The organism is Bosea sp. Tri-49 (assembly GCF_003952665.1).
Lineage (GTDB): Bacteria > Pseudomonadota > Alphaproteobacteria > Rhizobiales > Beijerinckiaceae > Allobosea.
On record NZ_CP017946.1, the window covers coordinates 5,513,692 to 5,539,089 of the forward strand.

Consider the following 25,398-nt stretch of genomic DNA (forward strand, 5'->3'; position numbering starts at 1 on the left):
TTGTCTTGTTTCGGCCGGAACGCTCAGCCCGGCGCGGGTATCGGCGTGCCCTTGACGGTGCGGGAGTGGCCGCGGAACTCCGCGACATGCTCGCCGTTCTGGTTCGTCACCTTGATGTCGTAGATGCCGCCACGCCCAATGCGCGAGACCTCGCTGGCGCTGGCGGTCAGCCGGTCGCCTTCGAAAGCCGGGCGCAGGAAGGTCACCGAGCAATGCTGCGCCACGGTGTTCTGGTTGTAGCTGTTGCAGGCGAAGGCGAAGGCCGAATCCGCCAAAGTGAAGATATAGCCGCCATGACAGGTCTTGTGGCCGTTCGTCATGGCCGCCGTGACGGTCATCGACAGTCGCGCCTCGCCCGGACCGACCGCATCCAGGCTCATGCCGAGGCTGCGGGAGGCGAGGTCCTTCTCCCACATCGCCTGCGCTGAAGCGCGGGCGACGGCGACCGGATCGGAAAAATCGGGGCTCATCGTCCGGTGAACTCAGGCTGGCGCTTGTCGAGGAAGGCCAGCACGCCTTCGGCATAGTCGGCGCTGCGCCCGGCCTGCCGCTGCATATCGCGTTCGAGATCGAGCTGCTGGTCGAGCGTATTGCCGGCCGAGGCCTGAATGGCCTGCTTGATCAGGCCGAGCCCGAAGGTCGGGCCAGCCGCGAGCTTCTTGCCGAGCGCTTCGGCCTCGGTCATCAGCTCGGTGTCGTCGACGACGCGCCAGATCAGGCCCCAAGCCGCGGCAGTCTCCGCCGTGAGCGGTTCCGCCGTCAGGGCGAGCGCCTTGGCGCGAGCCTCGCCGAGCAACTGCGCGAGGCTCCATGTGCCGCCCGAATCGGGAACCAGCCCGATCTTGGAGAAGGCCTGGATGAACTTCGCCGAGCGGGCAGCCAAAACGATATCGCAGGCGATCGCGATATTGGCGCCGGCGCCGGCAGCGACGCCGTTGACCGCGCAGACGATCGGCTTGTCGAGGCTGCGGATCAGCCGGATGAGCGGATTGTAGAAGGTCTCGATCGTGCGGCCGAGATCCGGCGAGGTTTCCTTGCGCGGGTCGCGATCGCCGAGGTCCTGGCCGGCGCAGAAGCCGCGACCGGCGCCCGTCAGCAGGACAGCACGGATCTCGCTCTCGTCGTGCGCGCGCTGGAAGCCGGCGCGCAGGGCCAGATGCATCTCTTCGTTGAAGGAATTGAGCTTGTCCGGACGATTGAGCGTCAGCCTGAGCAGGCCGTCGGCGAGCGCCACCTTGACCGTATCGGACATCTGCTTTCCTCCCATGCAGTCGCGGCCTTGAGCCGTCGCTTCAAAAAATCCCTTGCATAGTCCGAACGGTCGGTCAATTATTAATCCAACCAAGGCGCGAGTTGGTCTCAGGTGAAGGTTGCAAACCTGCCCCAAGGCTCAACCAAGCGCCATGCGGGAACGACGACGACCGCGCTCTGAGCGTTCAGCCGCGCGACGACGAACGACATAAAAATACGTGGCACCGGGAGGAAACGATGAAGTTCAAAGTCTTCGGCAGCGCGCTCGCGCTGACGCTCGGCCTCGCTGGCCCGGCCTTCGCCGACATCAAGATCGGCGCCTCGGTCTCCGAGACGGGGCCGGCCTCGTCGCTCGGAGATCCCGAAGCCAAGACACTCAAGTTGCTGGTCGACGAGATCAATGCCGCCGGCGGCGTGCTCGGCCAGAAGATCAAGCTCTTCCTCTATGACGACGGCGGCGACCCGAACAAGGCGCGCACCTTCGCCACCCGCCTGGTCGAGGACGACGAGGTCGTCGCCATCGTCGGCGGCTCGACCACCGGCACCACCATGTCGATCATTTCGGTGGTCGAGAACGCCAAGATCCCGTTCATCTCGCTGGCAGGCGCGATTGAGATCATCGATCCGGTCAAGCCCTTCGTCTTCAAGACGCCGCATACCGACCGGATGGCCTGCCGCAAGATCTTCGAGGACATGAAGGCCAAGGCCTTCACCAAGATCGCGCTGATCTCCGGCTCCGACGGCTTCGGCGCCTCGATGCGCAAGCAGTGCCTGCAGGTCATCGGCGAGTTCGGCATCACCGTGCTCGCCGAGGAGACTTACGGCCCGAACGACGCCGACATGACCCCGCAGCTCACCAATATCCGCTCGAAGGGCGAGGTGCAGGCGATCCTCAATCCCGGCTTCGGCCAGGGGCCCGCGATCGTTACCCGCAATTACGGCCAGCTCGGCATCAAGACGCCGCTCTACCAGTCGCATGGTGTCGCCTCGAAGAGCTTCATCGACCTCGCCGGCCCGGCTTCCGAAGGCGTGCGCCTGCCCGGCACTGCCGTCCTCGTCGCCAACCTCCTGCCAGCGAACGACCCGCAGAAGGCAGTCGTCGGCGCCTACACGAGCGCCTATCAGGCGAAGTTCAATCAGCCCGCGTCCACTTTCGGCGGCTATGCGCATGACGGCCTGCGGCTCCTGGTCGATGCGATCAAGCGCGCCGGCAAGGCCGAGCCGAAGGCGATCCGTGACGCGCTGGAGAACACCAAGGGTTTCGTCGGCGTCACCGGCACCTTCAACATGGCGGCGGGCGATCATCTCGGCCTCGACCTCACCGCGTTCCGCATGCTCGAGATCAAGGGCGGCAACTGGGCGCTGGTGCAGTAGGGCCGCAAAAGGCCTTCGAGCGGTGACTTGCGGAGTATCCGCGGGATCCCCTCTCCCGGATGGGAGAGGGGTAGGGGTGAGGGACCGCCGCTGATTGCCAGGGCGAGGCGGTGCCGTTGCGCCATCCGCGGCTAGGGCGGGCCCTCATCCCTGCCCTTCTCCCACACGGGAGAAGGGTCCCCGCGCCCGACATCTCCGTCTCCGCATGCTTGAGGGCGGTTGGTCTAACGAGAAAGAGACTACCATCGGTCGGCAGCCGGGAACGGCGAGCCACGGGGAGCATAGAGTGGCGGAACTTCTGCAATATCTGCTGTCGGGCATAACGGTCGGTGCGGTCTATGCGCTTGTCGCGCTCGGCTTCACCCTGATCTACAACGCCTCCGACGTGGTGAACTTCGCCCAGGGCGAGTTCGTCATGCTCGGCGGCATGATCAGCTTCTTCGCCTGGCAGGCCGGTATCCCGCTGCCACTCGCCGCGATCCTAGCCATCATCGCCACTGCGGCGGTCGGTGTGCTTCTCAACAAGCTGGCGATCGAGCCGGCTCGGGGCGCACCCGTCGCCAGCCTGATTATCATCACGATCGGCGCCTCGATCTTTCTGCGCGGCGGCGCGCAGCTCGTCTTCGACAAGCAGTTGCACCGCTTTCCGAGTTTCTCCGGCGACGATCCGATCCGAATCCTCGGCGCGACGATCCTGCCGCAGAGCCTCTGGGTCATCACCGGTGCGGTCGCGATCTTCCTCGCCCTATGGCTGTTCTTCGCCCATACGCTGACCGGCAAGGCCGTGCTAGCCACCGCCAACAACCGCATCGCCGCGAGCCTCGTCGGCATCAACCCGAACCATATGATGACGCTGAGTTTCGCGGTCTCGGCGGCCATCGGCGCATTGGCGGGCGTGCTCGTCACGCCGATCACCCTGACGAGCTATGATCTTGGCGTGGCGATCGCACTGAAGGGCTTCGCTGCAGCCATGCTCGGCGGCATGGGCATCCCGGCCGGCGCGCTGGCCGGCGGCCTGCTGCTCGGGCTGATCGAGGCGTTCACGGCCGGCTATGTCAGCTCCGTCTACAAGGACGCCGTCGCCTTCGTGGTCATCCTCGCGGTCCTGTTCGCCATGCCGCAAGGCCTGTTCGGCCGCAAGGCGATGGACCGGGTCTGACATGCGCCTGTCCCGCAAGCATCTGACCCTCATAGTGCTGGCGCTACTGATCGCGCTAGCGCCGGCGCTCTTCCCGTCCAATTTCTATTACCGCATCGGCGCGCTGATCTTCGTCAACGGGCTCGCGGTCACCGGCCTCGTCGTGCTGATCGGCTTTGCCGGCCAGATCAGCCTCGGCCATGCCGGCTTCGCCGGAATCGGCGCCTATGCCTGCGCGCTGGCGCCGGGCTATCTCGGCTTGCATCCCGGCCTCGCCATGCTGCTCGGCGCTATGCTTTCCGGCGGCGTGGCTTGGCTGATTGGCCGGCCGATCCTGCGGCTCAAGGGTTATTACCTTGCCGTCGCCACTCTCGGCTTCGGCATCCTCGTCTCGATGGTGCTCGCCAACGAGGCGAAGATCACCGGTGGACCGGACGGGCGCGAAGTCGCCGAGCTCGGGTTGCGCGGCGCGCTTGCGGCGATCGGCATCGGCCTCAGCAACGCACAGTTCTGGTACGCCGCGACCGGACTGGCGATGCTGCTGGGCGCCTGGGTCGCGCTCAACCTCCAGGACAGCCCGACGGGCCGGGCCTTGCGCGCCTTGCACGATTCCGAAATCGCAGCCCGCACCGTCGGCGTCGACGTCGCCCGGCTGAAGCTCTCGGCCTTCGTGATCTCGGCCGTCTACGCTTCGCTCTCGGGCTCGCTGCTGGCGCTGATGAACCGCTTCATCACGCCTGACGTTGCCGGCTTTCTGCATTCGGTCGAGCTGGTGACGATGACGGTGTTCGGTGGCGTCGGCTCGGTGCCGGGCGCCATCCTCGGCGCCGCGACGCTGACGCTGTTGCCGCAGGCGCTCACCGTGCTGCAGCAATACGAGAACCTCATCCTCGGCCTGATCATGATGCTGGTGATGATCTTCATGCGCGACGGGCTCCTGCCCTCGATTATGCGCCGCCTGAAGGGGAGGGGCTGATGACGCTCCTTTTGGTCGAGGGCCTCGGCATCGATTTCGGCGGCCTGCGCGCCGTCAACGATGTCGGCTTTGCGGTGGCGCCGGGCGAGATCGTCTCTGTGATCGGCCCCAACGGCGCCGGCAAGACCACGCTGTTCAACATGATCTCCGGCGTCTACCTGCCGGCGCGCGGCAAGATCACGTTGGATGGCCGGGACGTCACCGGCATGGCGCCCAACCGGCTGGCCGAACGCGGCCTGTCGCGCACCTTCCAGAACCTGCAGATCTTCCAGCGCATGAGTGTGCTGGAGAACGCCATGACGGGCTGCCATCTGAAGGAGCGCGGCGCGGTCCTCAGCGACCTTCTCTGCCTGCCCTCCTCACGCCGTCGCAGTGCTGTGACGAAGGCTCGCGCGAGCGAACTGCTGGAGCGCGTCGGCCTGGCGCGCGCTGCCGAGCACGAAGCCTCGTCGCTTTCCTACGGCGCCCTCAAACGTCTTGAGATTGCCCGCGCGCTCGCGCTCGAGCCACGCATCTTGCTGCTTGACGAGCCTGCCGCCGGCTGCAACGCGGTCGAGACCGAGGAGATCGACCATCTGATCGCCGAGGTCGCCAAATCCGGCGTCGCCGTTCTGCTCGTCGAACACGACATGAAGCTGGTGATGCGCATTTCCAACCACATCGTCGTTCTCGACCGCGGCGAGAAGATCGCCGAGGGCTCGCCAGCGACGGTGTCGCGCGATCCGAGGGTGATCGAAGCCTATCTCGGAACGCAGGCGACGGAGACCGGCCATGCTCTCGGTTGAAGGGCTGCGCTCGCGCTATGGCCGCATCGAGGTCCTGCACGGCGTCGACCTCGAGGTCGGCTCCGGCGAGATCGTCACCGTCGTCGGCGCCAATGGCGCCGGCAAGACGACACTTTTGCGCTGCATTTCCGGCGTGCAGCCGGCGAGCGGCGGCGCGATCATCTTCCGGGGCGAGGCGCTGAAGGCTATTCCGGCTCATCGCCGCGTCGGCTTAGGCCTGTCACAATCGCCGGAAGGCCGGCTGATCTTCACCAACCTGACCGTGGAGGAGAATCTGCGGCTCGGCGCCTATCTCTTCGCCGATGAACGGGTCGAGCGCGACATGGCCGACGCTTTCGCGATGTTTCCGGTCCTGAAGGAGAAGCGCAATTTGCCGGCCGGCGGCCTCTCCGGAGGGCAACAGCAGATGCTGGCGATCGGCCGCGCCTTGATGGCACGGCCCGCCTGCCTGCTGCTCGACGAACCGAGCATGGGGCTCGCGCCGATCCTGGTGGCGCAGATCCTCGACGTCGTGAAGACCCTGAAATCCCTCGGCGTCACCGTCCTCCTCGTCGAGCAGAACGCCTATGCGGCCCTGCAGATCGCCGATCGCGGCTATGTGATGGAGACCGGCCGCATCGTCTTCAGCGGTGCAGCCAACGAGCTGATCGCCGAACCGCGCATCCGAGCGGCCTATCTGGGAATCTGAGTCGTCGCTCCTCACGATCGACAACGCTCTGTTGTGGGCGTTGGCCTTATCGCGTCCTGAAGGCTATGTGATCCGATGCGCGTAGACGTTCTCGGGCTGCAGGCCTTCGTCAGCATCGCCGAGCGCGGCAGCTTCCGGGCGGCCGCCTCGCATCTCAACCTGTCGCAGACGGCGCTCAGCCATCGCATCCGCAAGCTGGAGGAGTCGCTGGGAACGCCGCTCTTCCTGCGCACCACACGACAGGTCTCGCTGACCGCAGCCGGCACGACGCTGCTGCCGCGGGCGCGGCGCATCTTCGAAGATCTCGGCTTCGCCATCAACGAGGTCAAGGTCGAGCTGCGCGAGGGCGACGAGCAGGTCTCGCTCGGTTGCCTGCCGACGGTGGCGGCGCATTGCATGCCGGCGGTGATCGCCGCTTTCGCCGCGCGCCATCCCGGCGTCGGCGTCAGAATTCACGATAACTCGGCTTCCGAGATCGCCGATAAGGTCCAGTCCAGCGAGGCGGAATTCGGTGTCACCATCGTTGCCGCCAATCGCTGGGACCTCGAGCTCAAGCCCGTCGTCAAGGAGCCCTTCGTGCTGGTCAGCCATCGTTCGATGCCGCTGGCGCAAGCGACCTTTCTGACCTGGGCCCAATTGCAGGACGAGCCGCTGGTGCGGATCAGCGCCGAGACCGGCAACCGCATCCTGATCGACGATGCGCTCGGCGCCCGCCGGGAGACATTGACCTGGCGCTACGAGGTCCAGCGCGTCGTCACCGCTGTCAGCCTGGTGCGCTCGCGCATCGGTTACGCGGTGGTGCCGCAGCTTTCGCTCGATGTCGTCGATGCCGGTGAGCTCGTCGCCATTCCCTTGCGCTCGCCGGCTGTGACCCGCACGCTCGGCATCATCACGCGCAAATCGGTGCCGTTGCGCCCGGTGACGCGGGATCTGATCGCGCTATTGAGCCAAGCATTGAAGCGCAGCGTCGTGCCGCGGCGAGATGAAGAAAAGTAATCAATCGCTGCATTCTTATCATTTGATGACAGAATGGCTTTGGCCGAACCTCGCGGCGGGACGAAACGCGCGAGGAGAGGCCAGCGATGGCAGGCGCCAACACGGTAGCGATCGCCTTCATCGGCTTCGGCGAGGTCGGCCAGACCTTCTCGCGCGGCCTGCTGGCCAATGAGGGCGTCGCCATTCGCGCCTATGACTTGCTCTTCGGCAGCGAGGCCGGCGACCGTCTGGAAGCTGCTGCGGAGGAACTCGGCGTCGCCCGCGCTTCCTCGGCGCAGGAAGCCTGCGCGGGTGCGGCCTTCGTCTTCTCGGCCGTAACCGCCGATCGCGCCGAGGCGGTGGCGAGCGAGGCGGCCGCCTGGCTGAAGCCGGGGCAGGTCTTCGTCGACGTCAATTCCGCTGCACCTTCGACCAAACAGCGGGCTGCGCAGGCTGTGACCGCCAGCGGCGCCGGCTATGTCGAGGCTGCTGTGATGGCACCGGTGCTGAAGCCTGGCCTGAAGGTCGCGATCCTCAGCGGTGGCCCCAAGGCACAGGCCGTCTCCGAGGCGCTCAACGGGCTCGGCATGAACCTGACACCGGTCTCCGAGGTCTATGGCCGGGCCTCGGCGATGAAGCTCTGCCGCTCGATCGTGATCAAGGGGCTGGAGGCGCTGATGGTCGACTGCGCTGCCGCCTGCGAGGCCTGGGACGTCAAGGATCCGGTCTTCGCCAGCCTGCACGCGACTTTCCCATCGATCGATTTCCATGCGCTTGCCGCCGACATGCGCGAGCGCGTCGCGACCCATGGCGTGCGCCGCTCGGCCGAGATGCGCGAGGCAGCCGAGATGCTCGGCGTCGCCAATCTCCACCCCGGCCTGGCCCAGGCAGTCGCCGACGCCCAGCTGCGCGGGGCTCGCCGCAAGGAGGGCGCCCGGTGATGCTGGATCGCCGCTCCGTCCTCGCCGGCTTCGGGCTCGCCGGTTTCGCCGGGCTGGGGCCGGTACGCGCTCAGCCGGAGTGGCCGAGCCAGCTGATCCGGATCGTCGTGCCGTTCACGCCCGGCGGCAGCACCGATGTGCTGGCGCGGTTGATCGCCAGCAAGCTCGAGCGGAGCATTCCGGGCAAGGGCTTCGTGATCGAGAACCGCCCGGGCGCCGGCGGCATGACCGCCTCAGGGCAGGTCGCCAAGTCCGAGCCCGACGGCCACACGCTGATGATGGGCCATATCGGCACGCTGGCCTTCGCGCCCTCACTCTACCCGAATGTGCCCTATGACCCGGTCAAGGATTTCCAGCCGGTCGCGCTCGTCGCCATGCTGCCGAACATCCTGGCGATCAATCCGAAGCTGCCAGCCAAGACCCTCGGCGAGTTCATCGCCTACGCCAAGGCAAACCCCGGCAAGCTGAACTATTCGTCCGGCGGGCAAGGCAGCGCCGCCCATATTGCCACCGCCTATTTCTGCCATCGCGCCGGCATCGAAGCGACGCATGTGCCCTATCGCGGCACGGCGCCGTCGGTGAACGATCTCGTCGCCGGCAACATCCAGTTCACGCTGACGGGCGGGCCAGCCGTGCTGCCGCTGGCGGAGGGCGGGCAGCTCCGGGTGCTCGGCGTCGCGGCGCGCGAGCGTGTCGGCTTCGCGCCCGATCTGCCGACCCTGTCCGAGAGCGGCCTGCCGGATTTCGAGGCAGTGCAATGGTACGGGATCGTGGCGCCGGCGCGCACGCCGTCACGAATCGTCGAACGGCTCAATCGCGAGATCAATGCGCTGCTCGGTCAGCCGGACTTCGCCGCGGCCCTCTCCAAAGACGGCGCCATCGCCCGGCCGGAGACGCCGGAGGGTTTCGGCAAGCTGATCGGCTCGGAACTCGTGCTCTGGCGCGATGTCATTACCCGTGCCGGCATCAAGGCAGCGGAGTAAGCGATGGGCCAGCTCGCCATCCCCTGCATGCTGATCCGCGGCGGCACCTCCAAAGGCGCCTATTTCCTGCGCGACGACCTGCCGGCTGATATCGCTGCGCGCGACGCTTTCCTGCTGGCGGTGATGGGCTCGCCCGACAAGCGCCAAGTCGACGGGCTCGGCGGTGCCCATCCACTGACCAGCAAGGTCGCGGTCGTCTCGCCTTCGAACGAGCCCGGCTGCGATATCGACTTCCTGTTTGCACAGGTCGGCGTCGAGACGGCTTCGGTCGATACGACGCCGAACTGCGGCAACATCCTCGCCGGGATCGGGCCGTTCGCGCTGGCGCGTGGTCTGGTGAAGGCGAGCGGGCCGCGCACCACGGTGCGGGTCCGGACGATCAACACCGGAACGATCGCCGATCTCACTATGGATACGCCGGACGGTGAGGCGAGTGCCGAGGGGACTGCGCGCATCGATGGCGTGCCGGGAACCTCGGCGCCGATCGATATCGGCTTCCTCGATGCCGAGGGCTCGGTCTGTGGCACGCTCTTGCCGACCGGCAATGTCGTCGATGTGATCGACGGGGTGCCCTGCACGCTGATCGACAACGGCATGCCGGTGATCGTGCTACGCGCCGCCGATGTCGGGCGCACCGGCTACGAGCCGCGCGACCAGCTCAATGAGGATGCCGAACTCAAGGCCCGGATCGAGGCCATCCGTCTCGCGGCCGGCCCGCTGATGAATCTCGGTGATGTCGCGAAGAAGGTCGTGCCGAAAATCGCGCTGGTCGCGCCGCCGCAGGCCGGCGGGGCGATCTCGACCCGCAGCTTCATCCCGCATGAGTGCCATGCTTCGATCGGCGTCTTCGCCGCTGTGACCGTCGCGACCGCCGCCGTGCTGCCGGGCTCGCCTGCGGCTTCTGTCGTTGTGATGCCGCAGGGACGCGAGCGGACGCTTTCGGTGGAGCACCCGACCGGCGAGTTCACGGTGACCTTGACGGTCGGCGGGACTGCCGAGCAGCCGGTGGTCGAGCGGGCCGGGCTGCTGCGCACCGCCCGCATCCTGATGACAGGGCAGGCCTTCGTGCCGGCCGGTAGATTGTGAGAGAGGAGCGCACGCGATGAGCGCCCAGAAGACAGGCCTGGTCATCACCGCCCATCCCGGCGACTTCGTCTGGCGGGCCGGTGGCGCCATCGCCCTGCACGCCAAACGCGACATGCGCGTCAAGATCCTCTGCCTGTCCTATGGCGAGCGCGGCGAAAGCCAGTTCGCCTGGAAGAAGGCGGGCGTGCAGATGGCTGAGGTCAAGGCCCAGCGCCGCGAGGAGGCCGAGGCTGCAGCCACGTTGCTGGGCGCCGAGATCGAGTTCATGGATGCCGGCGACTATCCGTTGCGCACCACCGAGCCGATGCTTGAGCGCGCCATCGACATCTTCCACGAACTCAACCCGAGCTTCGTGCTGACCCATGCGCTCGAAGACCCCTATAATGTCGACCATCCGGAGGCGACGCGCTTTGCCCAGGAGGCGCGCATCATCGCACAGGCGGCCGGCCACAAGCCCGATCCCAGCCGAGCCTATGCCGCACCGCCGGTCTTCCTGTTCGAGCCGCACCAGCCCGAGCAGTGCAATTTCAAGCCGAACGTGATCCTCAACATCGACGAGGTCTGGGAGGTAAAGCGCAAGGCGTTCGAGATCCTCGCCGCGCAGAAGCATCTCTGGGAGTACTACACCCGCGTCGCGCTTAATCGCGGCATGCAGGGCGGCCGCAACTCCGGCAAGGCGATGACCTATGGCGAGGCCTATCAGCGCCTCTTCCCGGAAGCGCTGGAGGCGCTGGCATGAACCCCGTCGTCATCCGCACCAGCAAACGCGCTCCCGCTGCAGCGATGGCCGATCTCGCCGCGCTCGGCGTCTCGACCACGCATGAGGCGATGGGCCGGAGCGGCCTGCTGAAGCCCTATATGCGGCCGATCTATGCCGGCGGCCAGATCGCCGGCGGGGCGGTAACGGTGCTGGCTCAGCCCGGCGACAACTGGATGATCCATGTCGCGATCGAGCAGGTGCAGCCGGGCGACGTGCTCGTCGTCGCCTGCACCACCGACAACACCGACGGCATGTTCGGTGACCTGCTCGCGACCTCGCTCAAGGCGCGCGGCGGCATCGGCCTCGTCATCGATGCCGGGGTGCGCGATGTGCGCACGTTGACCGAGATGGGCTTTCCGGTCTGGTCGCGGGCGATCTCGGCCAAGGGCACGGTCAAGGCGACGCTCGGATCGGTCAACGTGCCGGTGGTCTGTGCCGGGGCGCTCGTCCATCCCGGCGACGTGATCGTCGCCGACGATGACGGCGTCGTGGTCGTGCCGCGGCGCGACGCCGAGGCGGTCGCTGCCGCTGGCCGCAAGCGCGAGGCCAATGAAGACGAAAAGCGTAGACGCCTGGCCGCTGGCGAACTCGGGCTGGACATGTACGCTATGCGCGACGGCCTCGCGAAGGCGGGCCTTACCTATCGCGACGACGAAGACGAATAATCCAACGAAAGCCCCGCAAAGGGGATCGCAACAACACTCGGGAGGAACGACATGACCAATCGCAGGACGGTTCTCAGTGGAATGCTCGGCCTCGCCCTGGCCGCCTCGGTCAGCGGCGCGGCTTTGGCGCAGGATGCGGTCAAGATCGGCCTGATCCTGCCGATGACCGGCCCCTTCGCCTCGACCGGACGGCAGATCGCCGCAGCCGCCAATCTCTACATCCAGGAGAAGGGTGCGACCGTCGCCGGCAAGAAGGTCGAGCTCATCGTCAAGGACGACACCGGTACCGCCGACGTCACCCGCCGTATCGCACAGGAGCTGATCGTCAACGACAAGGTCACCGCGATCGCCGGCTTCGGCCTGACGCCGCTCGCGCTCGCCACCGCCCCGCTGGCGACGCAGGCGAAGACGCCGATGGTGGTGATGGCGGCCGCGACCGCGATCATCACCGAGCGCTCGCCCTTCGTCGTGCGCACCAGCCAGGTCGTGCCGCAGATCGGCGCGCCGTTCGGCACCTGGATCGCCAAGCAGGGGACGAAGCGCGTCATCACCATCGTTTCCGACTTCGGCCCGGGCCATGACGTCGAGAATTCGTTCTCAGAGGCGTTCAAGGCCGGCGGCGGCCAGGTCGAGAACATCCGCGTGCCCCTGCAGAACCCCGATTTCTCGCCTTTCCTGCAGCGTGTCGCCGATGCCAAGCCGGAGGCGTTGCTGGTCTTCGTGCCGTCCGGCGTCGGCGCCCAGTTCATGAAGCAGTTCGTCGAGCGCGGCCTCGACAAGAGCGGCATCAAGCTGATCGGCACCGGCGACCTGACCGATGACGACATCCTCAACGGCATGGGCGACGTCGCGCTCGGCGTCATCACCGCCCAGCACTATTCGGCCTCGCATGACAGCCCGGAGAACAAGGCCTTCGTCGAGGGCTTCAAGAAGGCCAATCCGGGCATGCGTCCGAATTTCATGGCGGTCGGCGGCTATGACGGCATGCACGCGCTCTATGAGGGCCTGAAGAAGACCAAGGGCGAGGGCGGCGAGGCGCTGGTCACCGCGATGAAGGGGATGAGCTGGACAAGCCCCCGCGGGCCGATCTCGATCGATCCGGAGACGCGCGACATCATCCAGAACGTCTATATCCGCAAGGTCGAGCGCGTGAACGGCGAGCTCTGGAATCAGGAGTTCGAGACGATCCCGAACGTCAAGGACCCGACCAAGGCCAAGAAGTAAGCCGGCCGGGGCGGGGCCGACGTGCTCACCATCCTGTTCGACGGCGTCGCCTACGGCATGATCCTGTTCGTGCTGGCTTGCGGGCTGTCCGTGACCATGGGGTTGATGAACTTCATCAACCTCGCCCACGGCGCCTTCGCCATGTTCGGCGGCTATGTCACCGTGCTGGCGATGCAGCGGCTCGGCCTGCCGTTCCTGTGGGCGCTCCCGGCGGCCTTCTTCGCCGCCGGGCTCGCAGGGCTGGTGCTGGAGCGGCTGGTCTATCGGCCGATGTACGCCAGGGGCCATCTCGACCAGGTGATGTTCTCGATCGGACTGGTGTTCATGTCGGTTGCCGGCGCCGACTACCTGATGGGTTCGACCCAGCAATTCGTGCAGCTGCCGGTCTGGCTGAGTGGGCGCTTCGATGTCGCGGGGATCGGCGTCGGCCGCTACCGGCTCTTCATCATCCTGCTCTGCGGCGCGCTTGCTTTCGCGATGCAATGGGGCTTCACCCGCACCCGCTTCGGCAGCCGGCTGCGCGCTGCCGTCGACGATGCCCGGGTGGCACGCGGGCTCGGCATCCCCGTCAACCGGTTGTTCGCGCTGACCTTCGCCTTCGGCTCGGGGCTTGCCGGCCTTGGCGGCGCGCTCGGCATCGAATTGATGGGGCTCGATCCGACCTTCCCGCTGAAGTTCATGATCTACTTCCTGATCGTGGTGACAGTCGGCGGCACCTCGACCATCTCCGGCCCGTTCTTCGCGGCGATGCTGCTCGGGGTCGCCGATGTTGCCGGTAAGTACCTCGTGCCGCAGCTCGGCGCCTTCATCATCTACGCGCTGATGGTCGTCCTGCTGATCACCCGGCCGCACGGCCTCTTCGCCAGGGGCCGGGCATGAGTGCCGGCAGCATCGAGGCCCGCGTCCGGCGCTCGCTCTATGGCGCGCGCCGCTGGCATCCGGCCGAGATCACGTTCTGGGTCCTGGCGTTGGCGGTCTTCTTCCTGCTGCCGCGCCAGCTGCTGATCCTCAACGAGATCGCGATCCTCGGGCTCTTTGCCGTCTCGCTCGACCTGATCCTCGGCTATGCCGGCATCGTCTCGCTCGGGCATGCCGCCTTCTTCGGCTTCGGCGCCTATGCCGCCGGGCTCTTCGCCAAGCATGCCAGCGCTGATCCGCTCGCGGGCCTCGCGGTCGGGATGGGAGCGGCTGGACTACTCGGCCTGCTCACCAGCCCGCTGATCCTGCGCGGCAGCGACCTGACACGGCTGATGGTGACGCTCGGTGTCGCGCTGATCCTGGGGGAGCTGGCGAATTCGCTCGGCGGCATCACCGGCGGCGCCGACGGCCTGCAGGGCATCACGATGGGGCCGGTGCTCGGGCTGTTCGAGTTCGATATCTTCGGCAAGGTCGCCTATCTCTATTCGCTCGCTGTGCTCTTCGTGCTGTTCGTGCTGGCACGGCGCATCGTGAGCTCGCCCTTCGGCCTGTCGCTGCGGGCGATCCGCGACAACTCCCTGCGCGCCTCGGCCTCCGGCGTGCCGCTGCACTGGCGGCTGGTCGCGGTCTACACATTGGCGGCCGCCTATGCCGGCGCGGCCGGAGCTCTGCTCGCCCAGACCACGCAGTTCGTCTCGCTCGACGTGCTCGCCTTCCACCGCTCGGCCGATCTGATGCTGGTGCTGATCATCGGCGGTGCCGGCTATCTCTATGGCGGTCTGATCGGCGCGGTTGCCTTCAAGCTGCTGCAGGACGTGATTGCGAGCTTCACGCCGCAATATTGGATGTTCTGGATCGGGCTGTTCCTGGTGCTGTTCGTGCTCGGCGGGCGCGAACTGATCCATGGCGGGATCAAGGCGGTGGCTGTCCGGATTGGCCATCTTGTCCGGAGATCGCCGACATGAGGGTGGCGCTCCAGACCTTCGACCTCTGCAAAAGCTTCGGCGGCATCACTGCCACCGACCATGTCGATTTCACGCTGCAGAAGGGCGCGCGCCACGCGCTGATCGGCCCGAACGGCGCCGGCAAGACCACCTTCGTCAACCAGCTCACCGGCGTGCTGCGCCCGAGCTCCGGCCGAGTCGAGCTCCTGGGCGAGGACATCACCACGCTATCGCGCGAGACTCGGGTCGGGCGCGGGCTGGCGCGCACCTTCCAGATCAACCAGCTTTTCGCGACGATGACGCCGGTCGAGATGATCGCGCTGGTGACCTCCGAGCGGCTCGGCCGCGGCCGCCAGCCTCTGCGGGCGCTCGACAAGGACAAGGAACTCGTCGCCGAGACCGCGGAGATCCTTGCCCGCTTCAGGCTCGACGACATCATGGACGAGCGCATCGCGACCTTGCCCTATGGCAAGCAGCGGCAGATCGAGATCGCCGCTGCCTTCGCGGCCAAGCCGAGCGTGCTGCTGCTCGACGAGCCGGCGGCGGGCGTGCCCGAGGCCGAGCGGCGCGACTTGATGGCGATGGTCGCCGGTTTGCCCGAGGATGTCTCGGTGCTGCTGATCGAACACGACATGGACCTCGTTTTCCGCTTCGCGACGCGGATCACCGTGCTGGTCAACGGCCGCCTGCTCGCCGATGGAACACCCAGCGAGATCGCCAATGATCCGGCCGTCCGCGCCGCTTATCTTGGGGAGCATGGCCATGGCTGAACTCCTCAAAGTCGAACGCCTCAGCGCCGGCTATGGCGAGGCCCGGGTGCTGTTCGACATCGATCTATCGCTCGCCGAGGGGCGCTCGCTGGCGCTGCTCGGCCGCAACGGCGTCGGCAAGACGACTTTGGTCAACAGCATCATCGGCGTCACCCACCGGCGTGGCGGCAGAATCGTGCTCTCAGGGCGCGACCTCACCACAGCCTCGCCCGAACAGCGCGCTCATGCCGGCATCGGCTGGGTGCCGCAGGAGCGCAACATCTTCAAATCGCTGACCGTGCTGGAGAACCTGACCGCAGTGGCGACGCCGGGCGCCTGGACGACCGAGCGCGTCTTTGCGATGTTCCCGCGTCTTGCCGAGCGCAAGGCCAATCTCGGCAACCAGCTCTCCGGCGGCGAGCAGCAGATGCTGGCGATCGGCCGGGCGCTGATGCTCAACCCGAAACTGCTGTTGCTCGACGAGCCGACCGAGGGCCTCGCGCCGATCATCGTTGAGGAATTGCTACGCGCCCTGAAGCGGCTCGTCCGAGAGGAGGGGCTCTCGGCGATCGTGATCGAGCAGCACGCCCGCAAGATCCTCGAACTCACCGACGAGGCGATCGTGCTTGAGCGCGGCCGCGTCGTCCTTGCCGCCGGGAGTGCCGAACTCCTCGCCGACCCGTCACGGCTGGAGCGCCATCTCGGCCTCGCAGCCGCCTGAGCCAACGACAGAACCGAGGAAAGGAAACGCCATGAGCCAGAGACAGAAGCCGCCGTTCCGGGGCGACATGGTCGGCAGCCTGCTGCGCAGCGCGCCGGTCAAGGACGCCCGCGCCAAGCACGTGGCCGGTGAAATCGGCCAGGCCGAGCTGACGGCGATCGAGGACGAGGAGATCAGGAAGCTTGTCCGCAAGCAGGAAGACGTCGGCCTGCAGGCGGTGACCGATGGCGAGTTCCGTCGCGCCTTCTGGCATTTCGACTTCCTCGACGGCCTTTCCGGCGTCACCAGCTTCGAGACCGATTCAGGCATCCAGTTCAAGGGCGTCACCACCAAGGGCCATGCAGTCCGCGTCACCGGCAAGCTCGACTTTCCGGACGATCACCCGCATCTCGCCCATTTCAAGTTCCTGGCCTCGACGACCAGCCGCGTGCCGAAGATGACGATCCCGAGCCCGTCCATGCTGCATTACCGCGGCGGCCGGAAGGCGATCGATCCAAGCGCCTATCTTCGGATCGAGGACTATTACGAGGATCTCAGCAAGGTCTACGCCAAGGCGATCAAGGCCTTCTACGATGCCGGCTGCCGCTATCTCCAGCTCGACGACACCAGCCTATCCTATTTCTGCGATCCTGAGCAGCGCAAGATGCTGGCCGAGCGCGGCGACGACCCGGAGCAGCTGGTCTTCATCTATCGCGACGTGCTTAACGCGGCGCTCAAGGCCAAGCCGGCCGACATGCAGATCACAACCCACACCTGCCGCGGCAATTTCAAGTCGACCTTCATCGCCTCTGGCGGTTACGAGCCGGTCGCCGAAATGGTCTTCAACGAGATCGATGTCGACGGCTATTTCATGGAGTGGGACGACGACCGCTCCGGCGGCTTCGAGCCGCTGCGCTTCCTGCCCAAGGGCGACAAGCAGGTCGTGCTCGGGTTGGTGACCTCGAAATTTGGCGAGATCGAGAGCAAGGACAACCTCAAGCGCCGCATCGAGGAAGCCTCAAAGTTCGCCCCGCTGGAGCAGCTCTGCCTGTCGCCGCAATGTGGCTTCGCCTCGACCGAGGAAGGCAATGTGCTGGCCGAGGACGAGCAATGGGCCAAGCTCTCGCGCATCCTCGAGGTCGCCAAGGAAGTCTGGGGATGAGCGCCGAACCCTGCTTCGACATCGCCCATCTCGGCCATGTCGAGCTTTTCACCAACAAGCCGCAGGAGAGCCTCGACTTCTTCGTCGACATCTTCGGGCTGACGGAGAGCGGGCGCGAGGGCGACAGCGTGTATCTGCGCGCCTGGGACGACTATGAGTTCCACACGCTGAAGCTCACCGCGGCCAAGACCACGGGCGTCGGTCATATCGGCTATCGTGCCTCAAGCGAGGCGGCGCTCATGCGCCGCGTCGCGGCGATCGAGGCGATGGGCTGCGGCATCGGCTGGAGCGAGGGCGATCTCGGCCATGGCCGCGCCTATCGCTTCCGCGATCCGGACGACCACGTCTTCGAGATCTATTTCGAGACCAACAAATATGCCGCTCCTGAAAAGGAGCGGCCTGCCCTGAAGAACCAGGCGCAGCGCAACCATGGCCGCGGCTGCGCCGTGCGCCGGCTCGACCATCTCAACCTCCTGGCGCAGGACGTCGCGGCGATCCGCGACTTCATGCCGAAGGCGCTCGGTAGCCGCGTGACCGAGCAGATCGTGCTCGATTCCGGCGACGTCGGCGGCTGCTGGTTCACCGTCAACAACAAGAGCTACGACATCGCCTATACCCGCGACCACACGCCGGCGCGCGGGCGCTTCCACCACGTCACCTATGCCGTCGACCAGCGTGAGCACATTCTGGAGGCGGCCGATCTCTTCCTGGAGAACGGTGTCTTCATCGAGACCGGGCCGCACAAGCACGCGGTGCAGCAGACCTTCTTCCTCTATGTCTACGAACCCGCCGGCAACCGCGTCGAGATCGCCAATGCCGGGGCGCGCCTGATCCTCGATCCCGATTGGCAGACGGTGACCTGGACGGAAGAGGAGCGGAAGAAGGGGCAGGCCTGGGGGCTGAAGACGATCGAGAGCTTCCACACCCACGGCACGCCGCCGGGGGGCAAGTAGCGCGGCTTTTGGGGCTGGAGCTAGACCCTCAAACCACTTCCGAGACGATCTTGGCGATCAGTGCATTGGACAGGATGACCGGGAGGCCAGCCGCCGCCGCCTCCTGCCGGTGGCGCTCGACGAAGCCCATGCAGTCCATCAGCAGGATACTGGCGCCACGCTCGGCGAGCGCTTCGGCGGCCTCCGCAACGGACAGTCCATCGCCGCCATAAGGCGAGGCGGCGGCATAGATCGGCGGACGGGCGAGCGGCGCCCATTTCCCGGCTTCGGAAGCGATCTGCTCGGCGAGCGGCACGATGATGCCGAGCTGCGCGTCCTGAACCAGCGCCGCAACCGTCGGAGGCAGGATGCGGTCCGGCTCGATCAGCCGTGCGCGCTCTGTCCGAAGGCTTTCGAAATGTCCGGTGCAGAGCATCAGGATCGTGCTGCAGCCGGCCGCTTCGAGCGCGGCGAGCTTGGTTTGCGCTGCACGCTCGGTGCGCTGGCGGTCGATGACGACCGAGGTTCCATCGAGCAGCTTGGTGATCAGGAGCGCGCCGCCGGGCTCGGGTGCGAAGTCACGGTCGATCTCCTCGCGCGACAGGCCATCGAGCACGCCGGCATGCAGCCGCGGCAGCTCGGCGTCGAGCACCGCATCGAGGATCGGCGTGATGTCGGCGCGCGGCGCCTGGCCGATGGTGAGGGTGCCGAGTTTGCCCATGGGCCTTTCCTTCCGCAAACGGTGAGGTCCGGGCCGTTGCCAGCCCGGACCTCCGGTGTTCAGCGCTTGAAAAAATTCTTCGAGACGGAGTCGAAGAAAGAGAAGATCGCGTCGCCGGCGATGACACCTGCGGCGAAGACCTCCATGTCGCCTTCGCCGGTCGTGCCGCGCAGCTTCTCCCAGACCAGCCTGCAGAGGATGCCGGCCAGCACCGCCCAACCCGCCATCGGGAAGGCGATCAGCAGGCCGGTGGCGAAGAGCACGCCGATCTGGCGCTTCGGCCCGCCGACGAATTGCAGGATCGCGCCGGGGATCGCCCAGAGGAAGAGCTGCCAGGCGACGCCGGGCGCGACGCCGGCCTTGATCGTCGCGGCATAGACCTTGTCGACGGGCGCGACGAGGTTCTGGTCGAAATAGGACTGGTAGGAGACCAGCACGACCGCGCCGGCGATGACGAAGGCGAACATCGCGGCGAAAAGCTGCTGGCGGCGGCCCTCGCGCTCGAAGGCGGGGTCGGCGCCGTTGCCGCGCAGCAGGTAGCCGGCCTTGAGATCGTAGCCCATATCGGCGAAGGCAGGTCCCGTCGCGGCTGAGAAGCCGACCAGCAGCGCCAGTGCCGGCATCGGGAAGCCGATGAGCATGCCGATGATCAGGGTGATCAGCGCCACGGCGAAGGCAGGGAACCAGCCCGAATGCATCGCGGCGAGGCCGACGATCAGTTCATGCACATAGGCCGCGAAGGCGGCGTAGAGCACGAACAGGATCAGCATACCGATCGACATGTCGGTCATCAGCCCGCCGACGAGCGCGATGAAGACGGCGATGACGAGATAGCCGATCGTGCCGAGCCCGAGCGCCCGCTTCACCTCGGCATCCGAGGTGCCGGAGGCAGCCTCGGCCAGCTTCTGCGCCTCGCTGCGGCGGAAGAGCAGCAGGCCGACCTGCAGCAGGGCGACGAGCCCGGCGCCGATCATGAAGCCGTGCGGGATATAGGCGGCCATCAGGTCGCCCTTCGGAATGATGGTCTCGAAGAGCGGGCCGCCGAAGATCTGGCTGGAATAGCCGCGTAGCAGCAGGCCGATGCCGAACATGGCCAGCGCCCAGATGTTGCCGATGAAGGCGACGCCGAAGGCGGACATCGGGATGCTCGACATCGCGGCCGAGCCGGCGAAACCGATCCAGGCCAGCGGTACCTTGACGAAGCCAATGAGGATCGCGGTGACGAAGCCGACGCCCATCAGCACCGCCTTGCGGCCGCCCTCGTCGCCGGCCTTGATCGCCTCGGCGGCGGCGACGCCCGGCGGCCAGGCGCCGGTCGCCGGGAAGACGCGGGAATCGAACATCCGGTAGAGCAGGTAGCCGTCGAGCAGCATGGCGAAGAAGGCGCCTGCCAGCATCGGTAGCACCAGGTCCGGCCGGCCGAGCAGCCAGGGGATGCCGACTGGCAGCAAGAGGCTGTTCGCCGCGCCGAAGGTGGCCGAGGAGATCGCGCTCTGGGCGAGGTTCTGGACATGGACCGAGCGGTAGCGCGCGAACATCGCGAGCGGCACGCGCGCCAGCGCCATGGCGGCGAGCGCGCCGATCAGCGAGGTGTTCGCGGTGATGCCGAGCGACACCAGGAGCTGCATCCCGATGATCGCGCCGAAGACGCAGAGAATCGCGATCAGCACCAGCGTCGCCGGCTCGAACAGGCTCGGGTGCCGCCGAGGCACCCCCTCGGTTTGGTTGGTCATGCCTTACGTCCCCTTATTGGCCCCAGCGGGCGTCTTTCGATCGATCAGTCAGGCAACAAGGATGCCGGTCTTGGCCTCGCCGACATCCTGGGAAGCATGGGCCGCATGCATGCCGTAATCGCGCCGGGCCGCTTCCGGCGAGACGAGACCGAGCGCGATGTCGCGGGCGATCGCCTCGCGCGGACGCTCGGCAGCCGGGCCGTAGCCGGCGCCGCCGGCGAGCACGAGCTCGACGATCTCGTGCGGCTGCTTGACCTGGACGAGGTCGCCGGTGCCGACGTCCTTGAGGACATGGCCCTGCTCGTCGATGACCCGGCCGGAGGCGCCGCCGCCGGCCTTGCCGCCGAACAGGCCCGGGATCGGGTTGTTGACCCCTTCCGGATAGACCGAGACCAGTGTCGGCAGGCCATCATCGGAGAGCTTGCGCAGGCGAACGCGCTGGCCGAGGCCGCCGCGCTGGCGGCCGGCGCCGCCGGAGTCCGTCAGATAGGTCTTCTCGACCACCAGCACCGGCACGCGCGATTCGAAGGTCTCGATCGAGGTGTTGGCGGCCGAGGTCGGGTAGAGCAGGCCCGACTTGCCGTCGCCATGGGCCGAGCCGCCCTGGCCGCCGCCGACGAAGAGCATGTCGGAATAGGTGTCGCCGGCTTGGTCGCGGCCATAGACGCTCGCCGCGACGGGCAGACCGGTGAAGGCCTGCACTTGGCGAGGCGCCGCCTGCGACAGAGCACGGAAGATGTTCGGCGCGAGGTACCAGCCGGTGCGGGTGCGCAGGTTCACTGCCATCGGCTTGTCGCAGTTCAGGATCGAGCCCTTGGGCGCGTCGATCGAGAAGGCGCGGTAGCAGCCGGCATTGCCGCGCACTGATGGCGTCAGCATGCACTTCAGCGGGTAGGTGGCGTGCGCCATCGTGTAGTTGAGCGTGCAGTTCAGCCCGCCCTGCGGCAGCTGCGGCGGCGCGCCGGCAAAGTCGAGATGGATCGTGTCGCCCTTGACCGTCAGCGCCAGCGGATAGGTCATCGGCGTGCCGAGCGGATTGTTCGAGACGGTGCCGTGATAGACGCCGTCCGGCAGCGCGCGGATCGCCTCGCGCATCGCCTTCTCCGAGCGGCTCTGCACGACATGGGCCAGCGCCCGCAAATCCTGCATGCCGTAATCGGTAAGGAAGGAGGCCAGCCGCTCGGCGCCGATCGCATTCGCCGCCACGAAGGAGTGCAGGTCGCCGAGCACCTGCTCGGAATTGCGGACGTTCTCGGCGAGCAGGCGGACCAGCGTCTCGTTGATCTTGCCGGCTTCATAGAGCTTCATCGGCGGGATCTGGAAGCCTTCCTCGTAGATCTCGCGGGCGCGCAACGAGTCCTTGGTGCCGCCGATGTCGGAGACGTGGCCGACGGTGCCCATCAGGCCGACGACGCGGTTGCCGAGGAAGACCGGGGTAACGATGGCGATGTCGAAGAGATGGCCGGCGCAGAGCCAGGGATCATTGGTGATCAGTACATCGCCGGGCCTCAGCGTCTCCGCGGGATAGCGCTCCAGCAGCGCTTTCACCGCGCGCGGCAGCGTCAGGTTGAAGACCGGCATGGCGCGGGGTGAGTGCGCCAATGTCTCGCCTTCGGGATCGAGCAATTCGCAGGCGAAGTCCTGGGCTTCCGAGATCACCAGCGAGAAGGCGGTGCGGCAGACGGTGAGCCACATCTCCTCGACGACGTTGATCATCCGGCTCCACATGATCTCGAGCGAGATCGGATCGGCCTCGATGCGCCGCGCGGCCTCGGCCAGCGGCATGTCGGCAGTGATCGTGGTTTCGACGGCATTGGCCTGGCCGACATGGATGATCAGGTTCAGGACATCGTCGATGGTAACATTGTCGCCCGGTGGGACGATCGTGGTCGCCTCGCGCTCCTCGATGATCGCCGGGCCGCTGATCGTGTCGCCCGAACGCAGGGCGTAGCGGTCATAGACGCCAGCCTCGCTCCAGCCGCCCTCGAACCAGGCGCGGCGGCTGCCCTTGAGCTTGGCCATGGCGTCGCCGCCGCCGGTCGCGCCGGAGAGCGACAGCGTCGGTACCGGGCCGGCGCAGCGGACGCGGAAGTTGATCGCCTCCAGTCGCGCGCCCTCGTAGACCGAGGTGTAGCGGGCCGAATAGGTCTTGCTGAAGGCGGCGCGGATCGCGTCCAGGCTGGAGGCGTCGATCGCGCCGGAGGGCAGCGGCACGGAAATGTCGTGCATCTGGCCGACGAGGCGCATATCGGCCGAGCGCTCGACCATGACGTCGCCAGGCTTCACCCCGGCTTCGATCAGGTGCTTGCGCCCCTCTTCTTCGAGCTCGGTCAGCACGCGGTTGACGGCGGCGGCGTCGAAGCCCTCGGAGAACTCGACCGGCAGCGAGCGCACCTGATCGAAGGAAAGTGGCGCAGCGAGGAAGCCGAGCGCTGAGGCCGCGCCCGAAGCCGGCGGGATGATGACCTGCTTGACGCCGAGCACGCGGGCGACGTCGACGGCATGGGCGGGACCGGCGCCGCCGAAGCCGACCATGGCGTAGTGGCGGGGATCCTTGCCCTTCTCGACGAGGTGGACACGGGCGGCCGCGCCCATGCTCTCGACCACGACCTTGTGGATGCCCCAGGCCGCTTGCTCGACCGAGAGACCGAGCGGCTCGGCCACGGTGGCGACGGCCTTGCGCGCCGCGTCCAGATCGAGCGCCATGCGCCCGCCGAGGAAGAAGCCGGGATCGTAATAGCCGAGCACGAGATTGGCGTCGGTTACGGTCGGCTTGGTGCCGCCCATGCCGTAGCAGGCCGGGCCGGGATCGGAGCCGGCCGAATGCGGGCCGACCTTGAGCAGGCCGACCTCGTCGATCGCCGCGATCGAGCCGCCACCGGCGCCGATCTCGATCATGTCGATCACCGGCGCCTTGATCGGCAGGCCGGAGCCCTTGGCGAAGCGGTTGACGCGGCCGGCCTCCAGCATCGGCGCGATTTCGGCGCGGCCGTCCTCGATCATGCAGGCCTTGGCGGTGGTGCCGCCCATGTCGAAGGAGATCACGTCCTTATGGCCGGCGAGCTCGCCGAACAGGGCCGTGGCGAGGCCGCCGCCGGCCGGGCCGCTTTCGAGCAGGCGGATCGGGAAGGTGCGCGCCGTCTCGGGCGAGACCAGGCCACCGGCCGAATGCATCAGCCGGAGCGCGCCGGTGAAGGAACGGGCGGCGAGCTCGCGCTCAAGCCGCTCGAGATAGCGCCGCATCAGCGGCTGGACATAGGCGTTGGCCGCGGTGGTGACGAAGCGCTGGTACTCCCAGATCTCGGCGACGACTTCGCTCGACAGGGAGATGGTGAGCTCCGGGCAGGTCTCGCGGACGATGCGGCCGGCTTCCTGCTCATGGGCGGGATTGCGGTAGCTGTTGAGGAAGCAGATCGCGATCGCCTCGCAGCCGGCGGCGGCGAGCTCGCGGGCAGCCTTGCGGACAGCGTCGGCATCGAGCGCGGTCACGACCTTGCCGTCTCGGTCCATGCGCTCGGGCACTTCGAGGCGGTGCTCGCGCGAGACCAGCGGGTCGGGGAAGGTCAGGAAGAGATCGTAGATGTCGTAGCGCTGCTCGGTCCCCATTTCGAGGATGTCGCGGAAGCCCCTGGTGGTGATCAGGCCGAGCCTGGAGCCCTTGCGCTCGATCACGGCGTTGGTGACCAAAGTCGTGCCGTGGACGATGTCGCCGACATCGGCGAGCGTGATCCCGGCCATCTCGACGAGCTCGCCGAGGCCAATCAGCGCAGCTTCCGATGGGTCGTGCGGGGTGGTCAGGCGCTTGTGCAGGAGGACCGAACGCTCCTCACCGTCATAGAGGATGAAGTCGGTGAAGGTGCCGCCGATGTCGAAGCCGATGCGCCAACGATTGCTCATGGAGCAGTCTCCGCGTTTGAGAGGTTCAAGGGGAAGAAGCGCTTGTCCTTGGTGAGGGCCGCGATCTCGGCGGCGCCTTCGGACAGGGAACGGATGATGGAAAGGCGCTCGCCCGGCTCGACCGTCGCAGCCGGGAAGGAGATGCAGAGCGCGACCTCGTCGCCTGTGGCGGGATCGCCGAGGCCGACCGAGATGGCGCGCACGCCGCGCACCGCCTCGTCATGGGATTCGGCGAAGCCGTTGCGGCGGGTCTCGGCCAGCCGCGCCAAAAGCTCGTCCATGTCGCGGGGCGCGGTTTCGGACGGGGCGGTGAACCCCTCAGGGTAGAGCGCGCGGACCTCGGCGTCGGGAAGCCTGGCAAGCAAAGCGCGGCCGGTGCTGGAGGCGAAGGCGGGGATGCGGTCGCCGATCGAGGTGACGACCCGCAGCGCGTGCCTGCCAGGATGGGCAGTGACGCCGATGATCTCGGTGCCGCGGCGCACGCTGATATAGCCGGTATGGCCGATCTGGTCAGAGACACGCCTAACCACGGCGTCGGCGCGGTCGATCAGCGAAGCGGCGAAGCGGTAGAGCTGGCCGACCTGGGCGAGCAGCAGTGATGGGCGATAGCGCTTGCTGTCGCCGACCGTTTCCAGAAGCCCCTCGTCGCGCATCGCCCGCAGCAGGCGCGAGGCATTGCTCTTCGGCATGCCGAGCAGGGACACAAGATCGGTCACGGTCACGTCGTGACGCGTGCTGGAGAAGCAACGAAGCACGTCTGCGGCTGTCGTCAGGATGGACATCCGGGTCGCTTCCA

24 protein-coding genes are annotated in these 25,398 nt (G+C 66.9%); 18 read left to right on the top strand and 6 right to left on the bottom strand.

All coding sequences use genetic code 11. From position 1 onward, the window contains the following. Positions 1-23: 23 nt before the first annotated feature. Positions 24-470, bottom strand: a complete 447-nt coding sequence (gene paaI, locus BLM15_RS26580) for a hydroxyphenylacetyl-CoA thioesterase PaaI (RefSeq protein ID WP_126115560.1) — start codon at positions 468-470, stop codon at positions 24-26. Continuing rightward, positions 467-1,252, bottom strand: coding sequence for a 2-(1,2-epoxy-1,2-dihydrophenyl)acetyl-CoA isomerase PaaG (gene paaG, locus BLM15_RS26585; protein WP_126115561.1), 786 nt, complete (start codon positions 1,250-1,252; stop codon positions 467-469). Before paaG ends, paaI begins: the two co-directional genes overlap by 4 nt. Positions 1,253-1,488: 236 nt before the next feature. Here paaG and BLM15_RS26590 point away from each other — a divergent pair, with 236 nt between their 5' ends. From BLM15_RS26590 to BLM15_RS26675, 18 genes are all read left to right on the top strand, one after another. Beyond that, positions 1,489-2,625 (top strand): ABC transporter substrate-binding protein, encoded by a 1,137-nt coding sequence (locus BLM15_RS26590; RefSeq protein ID WP_126115562.1) that lies wholly within the window; start codon positions 1,489-1,491, stop codon positions 2,623-2,625. Positions 2,626-2,911: 286 nt separating this feature from the next. Then, positions 2,912-3,784 (top strand): branched-chain amino acid ABC transporter permease, encoded by an 873-nt coding sequence (locus BLM15_RS26595; RefSeq protein WP_126115563.1) that lies wholly within the window; start codon positions 2,912-2,914, stop codon positions 3,782-3,784. Position 3,785: 1 nt separating this feature from the next. Then, positions 3,786-4,739: a branched-chain amino acid ABC transporter permease gene (locus BLM15_RS26600; protein ID WP_126115564.1), complete on the top strand. Its 954-nt coding sequence runs from the start codon at positions 3,786-3,788 to the stop codon at positions 4,737-4,739. Then, a complete protein-coding gene (locus BLM15_RS26605) occupies positions 4,739-5,524 on the top strand; it encodes an ABC transporter ATP-binding protein (RefSeq protein WP_126115565.1) in 786 nt (261 codons plus the stop codon). The genes BLM15_RS26600 and BLM15_RS26605 overlap by 1 nt, the downstream gene beginning before the upstream one ends. Further along, on the top strand, positions 5,511-6,212 hold the full coding sequence (locus BLM15_RS26610; RefSeq protein ID WP_126115566.1) for an ABC transporter ATP-binding protein: 702 nt from the start codon (positions 5,511-5,513) through the stop codon (positions 6,210-6,212). Before BLM15_RS26605 ends, BLM15_RS26610 begins: the two co-directional genes overlap by 14 nt. Positions 6,213-6,287: 75 nt before the next feature. Beyond that, on the top strand, positions 6,288-7,208 hold the full coding sequence (locus tag BLM15_RS26615; RefSeq protein ID WP_126115567.1) for a LysR family transcriptional regulator: 921 nt from the start codon (positions 6,288-6,290) through the stop codon (positions 7,206-7,208). An 86-nt stretch (positions 7,209-7,294) separates the two neighbouring features. Further along, on the top strand, positions 7,295-8,128 hold the full coding sequence (locus BLM15_RS26620) for an NAD(P)-dependent oxidoreductase (RefSeq protein WP_126115568.1): 834 nt from the start codon (positions 7,295-7,297) through the stop codon (positions 8,126-8,128). Beyond that, positions 8,128-9,111, top strand: coding sequence for a Bug family tripartite tricarboxylate transporter substrate binding protein (locus BLM15_RS26625; protein WP_126115569.1), 984 nt, complete (start codon positions 8,128-8,130; stop codon positions 9,109-9,111). Before BLM15_RS26620 ends, BLM15_RS26625 begins: the two co-directional genes overlap by 1 nt. Positions 9,112-9,114: 3 nt before the next feature. Beyond that, positions 9,115-10,197 carry a 4-oxalomesaconate tautomerase gene (locus tag BLM15_RS26630; RefSeq protein ID WP_126115570.1) on the top strand — a complete coding sequence of 361 codons (1,083 nt, stop codon included), beginning with the start codon at positions 9,115-9,117 and terminating at the stop codon, positions 10,195-10,197. 16 nt (positions 10,198-10,213) lie between these two features. Then, positions 10,214-10,936: a PIG-L deacetylase family protein gene (locus BLM15_RS26635; RefSeq protein WP_126115571.1), complete on the top strand. Its 723-nt coding sequence runs from the start codon at positions 10,214-10,216 to the stop codon at positions 10,934-10,936. After that, positions 10,933-11,622 carry a 4-carboxy-4-hydroxy-2-oxoadipate aldolase/oxaloacetate decarboxylase gene (locus BLM15_RS26640; protein WP_126115572.1) on the top strand — a complete coding sequence of 230 codons (690 nt, stop codon included), beginning with the start codon at positions 10,933-10,935 and terminating at the stop codon, positions 11,620-11,622. Before BLM15_RS26635 ends, BLM15_RS26640 begins: the two co-directional genes overlap by 4 nt. Positions 11,623-11,673: 51 nt before the next feature. After that, positions 11,674-12,846 carry an ABC transporter substrate-binding protein gene (locus BLM15_RS26645; RefSeq protein ID WP_126115573.1) on the top strand — a complete coding sequence of 391 codons (1,173 nt, stop codon included), beginning with the start codon at positions 11,674-11,676 and terminating at the stop codon, positions 12,844-12,846. A gap of 21 nt (positions 12,847-12,867) precedes the next feature. Continuing rightward, positions 12,868-13,725: a branched-chain amino acid ABC transporter permease gene (locus BLM15_RS26650; RefSeq protein WP_126115574.1), complete on the top strand. Its 858-nt coding sequence runs from the start codon at positions 12,868-12,870 to the stop codon at positions 13,723-13,725. Continuing rightward, positions 13,722-14,729: a branched-chain amino acid ABC transporter permease gene (locus BLM15_RS26655; RefSeq protein ID WP_126115575.1), complete on the top strand. Its 1,008-nt coding sequence runs from the start codon at positions 13,722-13,724 to the stop codon at positions 14,727-14,729. Before BLM15_RS26650 ends, BLM15_RS26655 begins: the two co-directional genes overlap by 4 nt. Beyond that, entirely contained in the window at positions 14,726-15,478 is a 753-nt protein-coding gene (locus BLM15_RS26660; protein WP_126115576.1) for an ABC transporter ATP-binding protein, read from the top strand. The genes BLM15_RS26655 and BLM15_RS26660 overlap by 4 nt, the downstream gene beginning before the upstream one ends. Then, positions 15,471-16,178 carry an ABC transporter ATP-binding protein gene (locus tag BLM15_RS26665; RefSeq protein WP_126115577.1) on the top strand — a complete coding sequence of 236 codons (708 nt, stop codon included), beginning with the start codon at positions 15,471-15,473 and terminating at the stop codon, positions 16,176-16,178. Before BLM15_RS26660 ends, BLM15_RS26665 begins: the two co-directional genes overlap by 8 nt. Before the next feature lie 31 nt (positions 16,179-16,209). After that, entirely contained in the window at positions 16,210-17,319 is a 1,110-nt protein-coding gene (locus BLM15_RS26670; RefSeq protein WP_126115578.1) for a 5-methyltetrahydropteroyltriglutamate--homocysteine S-methyltransferase, read from the top strand. Beyond that, positions 17,316-18,272, top strand: coding sequence for a catechol 2,3-dioxygenase (locus BLM15_RS26675; RefSeq protein WP_126115579.1), 957 nt, complete (start codon positions 17,316-17,318; stop codon positions 18,270-18,272). Before BLM15_RS26670 ends, BLM15_RS26675 begins: the two co-directional genes overlap by 4 nt. Before the next feature lie 28 nt (positions 18,273-18,300). On the opposite strand, the gene BLM15_RS26680 is transcribed toward BLM15_RS26675, so the two are convergent. Genes BLM15_RS26680 through BLM15_RS26695 form a run of 4 tightly spaced genes read right to left on the bottom strand, consistent with a single transcriptional unit; the run spans position 18,301 to position 25,318 of the window. Continuing rightward, positions 18,301-18,972, bottom strand: a complete 672-nt coding sequence (locus tag BLM15_RS26680; protein ID WP_126115580.1) for an AroM family protein — start codon at positions 18,970-18,972, stop codon at positions 18,301-18,303. A gap of 59 nt (positions 18,973-19,031) precedes the next feature. Next, positions 19,032-20,705 (bottom strand): OPT/YSL family transporter, encoded by a 1,674-nt coding sequence (locus BLM15_RS26685; RefSeq protein ID WP_126115581.1) that lies wholly within the window; start codon positions 20,703-20,705, stop codon positions 19,032-19,034. 48 nt (positions 20,706-20,753) lie between these two features. Continuing rightward, positions 20,754-24,602: a hydantoinase B/oxoprolinase family protein gene (locus tag BLM15_RS26690; RefSeq protein ID WP_126115582.1), complete on the bottom strand. Its 3,849-nt coding sequence runs from the start codon at positions 24,600-24,602 to the stop codon at positions 20,754-20,756. Beyond that, positions 24,599-25,318 (bottom strand): IclR family transcriptional regulator, encoded by a 720-nt coding sequence (locus BLM15_RS26695; protein WP_236846439.1) that lies wholly within the window; start codon positions 25,316-25,318, stop codon positions 24,599-24,601. The genes BLM15_RS26690 and BLM15_RS26695 overlap by 4 nt, the downstream gene beginning before the upstream one ends. Positions 25,319-25,398: the final 80 nt, after the last annotated feature.

What these genes read in the sequence shown, in the direction of transcription:
- BLM15_RS26600 (WP_126115564.1), top strand. Translation starts at nt 3,786, where the DNA reads ATGCGCCTGTCCCGCAAGCATCTGACCCTCATAGTGCTGGCGCTACTG.
- BLM15_RS26640 (WP_126115572.1), top strand. Translation starts at nt 10,933, where the DNA reads ATGAACCCCGTCGTCATCCGCACCAGCAAACGCGCTCCCGCTGCAGCG.
- BLM15_RS26590 (WP_126115562.1), top strand. Translation starts at nt 1,489, where the DNA reads ATGAAGTTCAAAGTCTTCGGCAGCGCGCTCGCGCTGACGCTCGGCCTC.
- BLM15_RS26605 (WP_126115565.1), top strand. Translation starts at nt 4,739, where the DNA reads ATGACGCTCCTTTTGGTCGAGGGCCTCGGCATCGATTTCGGCGGCCTG.
- BLM15_RS26690 (WP_126115582.1), bottom strand. Translation starts at nt 24,602, where the DNA reads ATGAGCAATCGTTGGCGCATCGGCTTCGACATCGGCGGCACCTTCACC.
- BLM15_RS26670 (WP_126115578.1), top strand. Translation starts at nt 16,210, where the DNA reads ATGAGCCAGAGACAGAAGCCGCCGTTCCGGGGCGACATGGTCGGCAGC.
- BLM15_RS26665 (WP_126115577.1), top strand. Translation starts at nt 15,471, where the DNA reads ATGGCTGAACTCCTCAAAGTCGAACGCCTCAGCGCCGGCTATGGCGAG.
- BLM15_RS26675 (WP_126115579.1), top strand. Translation starts at nt 17,316, where the DNA reads ATGAGCGCCGAACCCTGCTTCGACATCGCCCATCTCGGCCATGTCGAG.
- BLM15_RS26630 (WP_126115570.1), top strand. Translation starts at nt 9,115, where the DNA reads ATGGGCCAGCTCGCCATCCCCTGCATGCTGATCCGCGGCGGCACCTCC.
- paaI (WP_126115560.1), bottom strand. Translation starts at nt 470, where the DNA reads ATGAGCCCCGATTTTTCCGATCCGGTCGCCGTCGCCCGCGCTTCAGCG.
- BLM15_RS26655 (WP_126115575.1), top strand. Translation starts at nt 13,722, where the DNA reads ATGAGTGCCGGCAGCATCGAGGCCCGCGTCCGGCGCTCGCTCTATGGC.
- paaG (WP_126115561.1), bottom strand. Translation starts at nt 1,252, where the DNA reads ATGTCCGATACGGTCAAGGTGGCGCTCGCCGACGGCCTGCTCAGGCTG.
- BLM15_RS26685 (WP_126115581.1), bottom strand. Translation starts at nt 20,705, where the DNA reads ATGACCAACCAAACCGAGGGGGTGCCTCGGCGGCACCCGAGCCTGTTC.
- BLM15_RS26620 (WP_126115568.1), top strand. Translation starts at nt 7,295, where the DNA reads ATGGCAGGCGCCAACACGGTAGCGATCGCCTTCATCGGCTTCGGCGAG.
- BLM15_RS26610 (WP_126115566.1), top strand. Translation starts at nt 5,511, where the DNA reads ATGCTCTCGGTTGAAGGGCTGCGCTCGCGCTATGGCCGCATCGAGGTC.
- BLM15_RS26625 (WP_126115569.1), top strand. Translation starts at nt 8,128, where the DNA reads ATGCTGGATCGCCGCTCCGTCCTCGCCGGCTTCGGGCTCGCCGGTTTC.
- BLM15_RS26615 (WP_126115567.1), top strand. Translation starts at nt 6,288, where the DNA reads ATGCGCGTAGACGTTCTCGGGCTGCAGGCCTTCGTCAGCATCGCCGAG.
- BLM15_RS26645 (WP_126115573.1), top strand. Translation starts at nt 11,674, where the DNA reads ATGACCAATCGCAGGACGGTTCTCAGTGGAATGCTCGGCCTCGCCCTG.
- BLM15_RS26660 (WP_126115576.1), top strand. Translation starts at nt 14,726, where the DNA reads ATGAGGGTGGCGCTCCAGACCTTCGACCTCTGCAAAAGCTTCGGCGGC.
- BLM15_RS26680 (WP_126115580.1), bottom strand. Translation starts at nt 18,972, where the DNA reads ATGGGCAAACTCGGCACCCTCACCATCGGCCAGGCGCCGCGCGCCGAC.
- BLM15_RS26635 (WP_126115571.1), top strand. Translation starts at nt 10,214, where the DNA reads ATGAGCGCCCAGAAGACAGGCCTGGTCATCACCGCCCATCCCGGCGAC.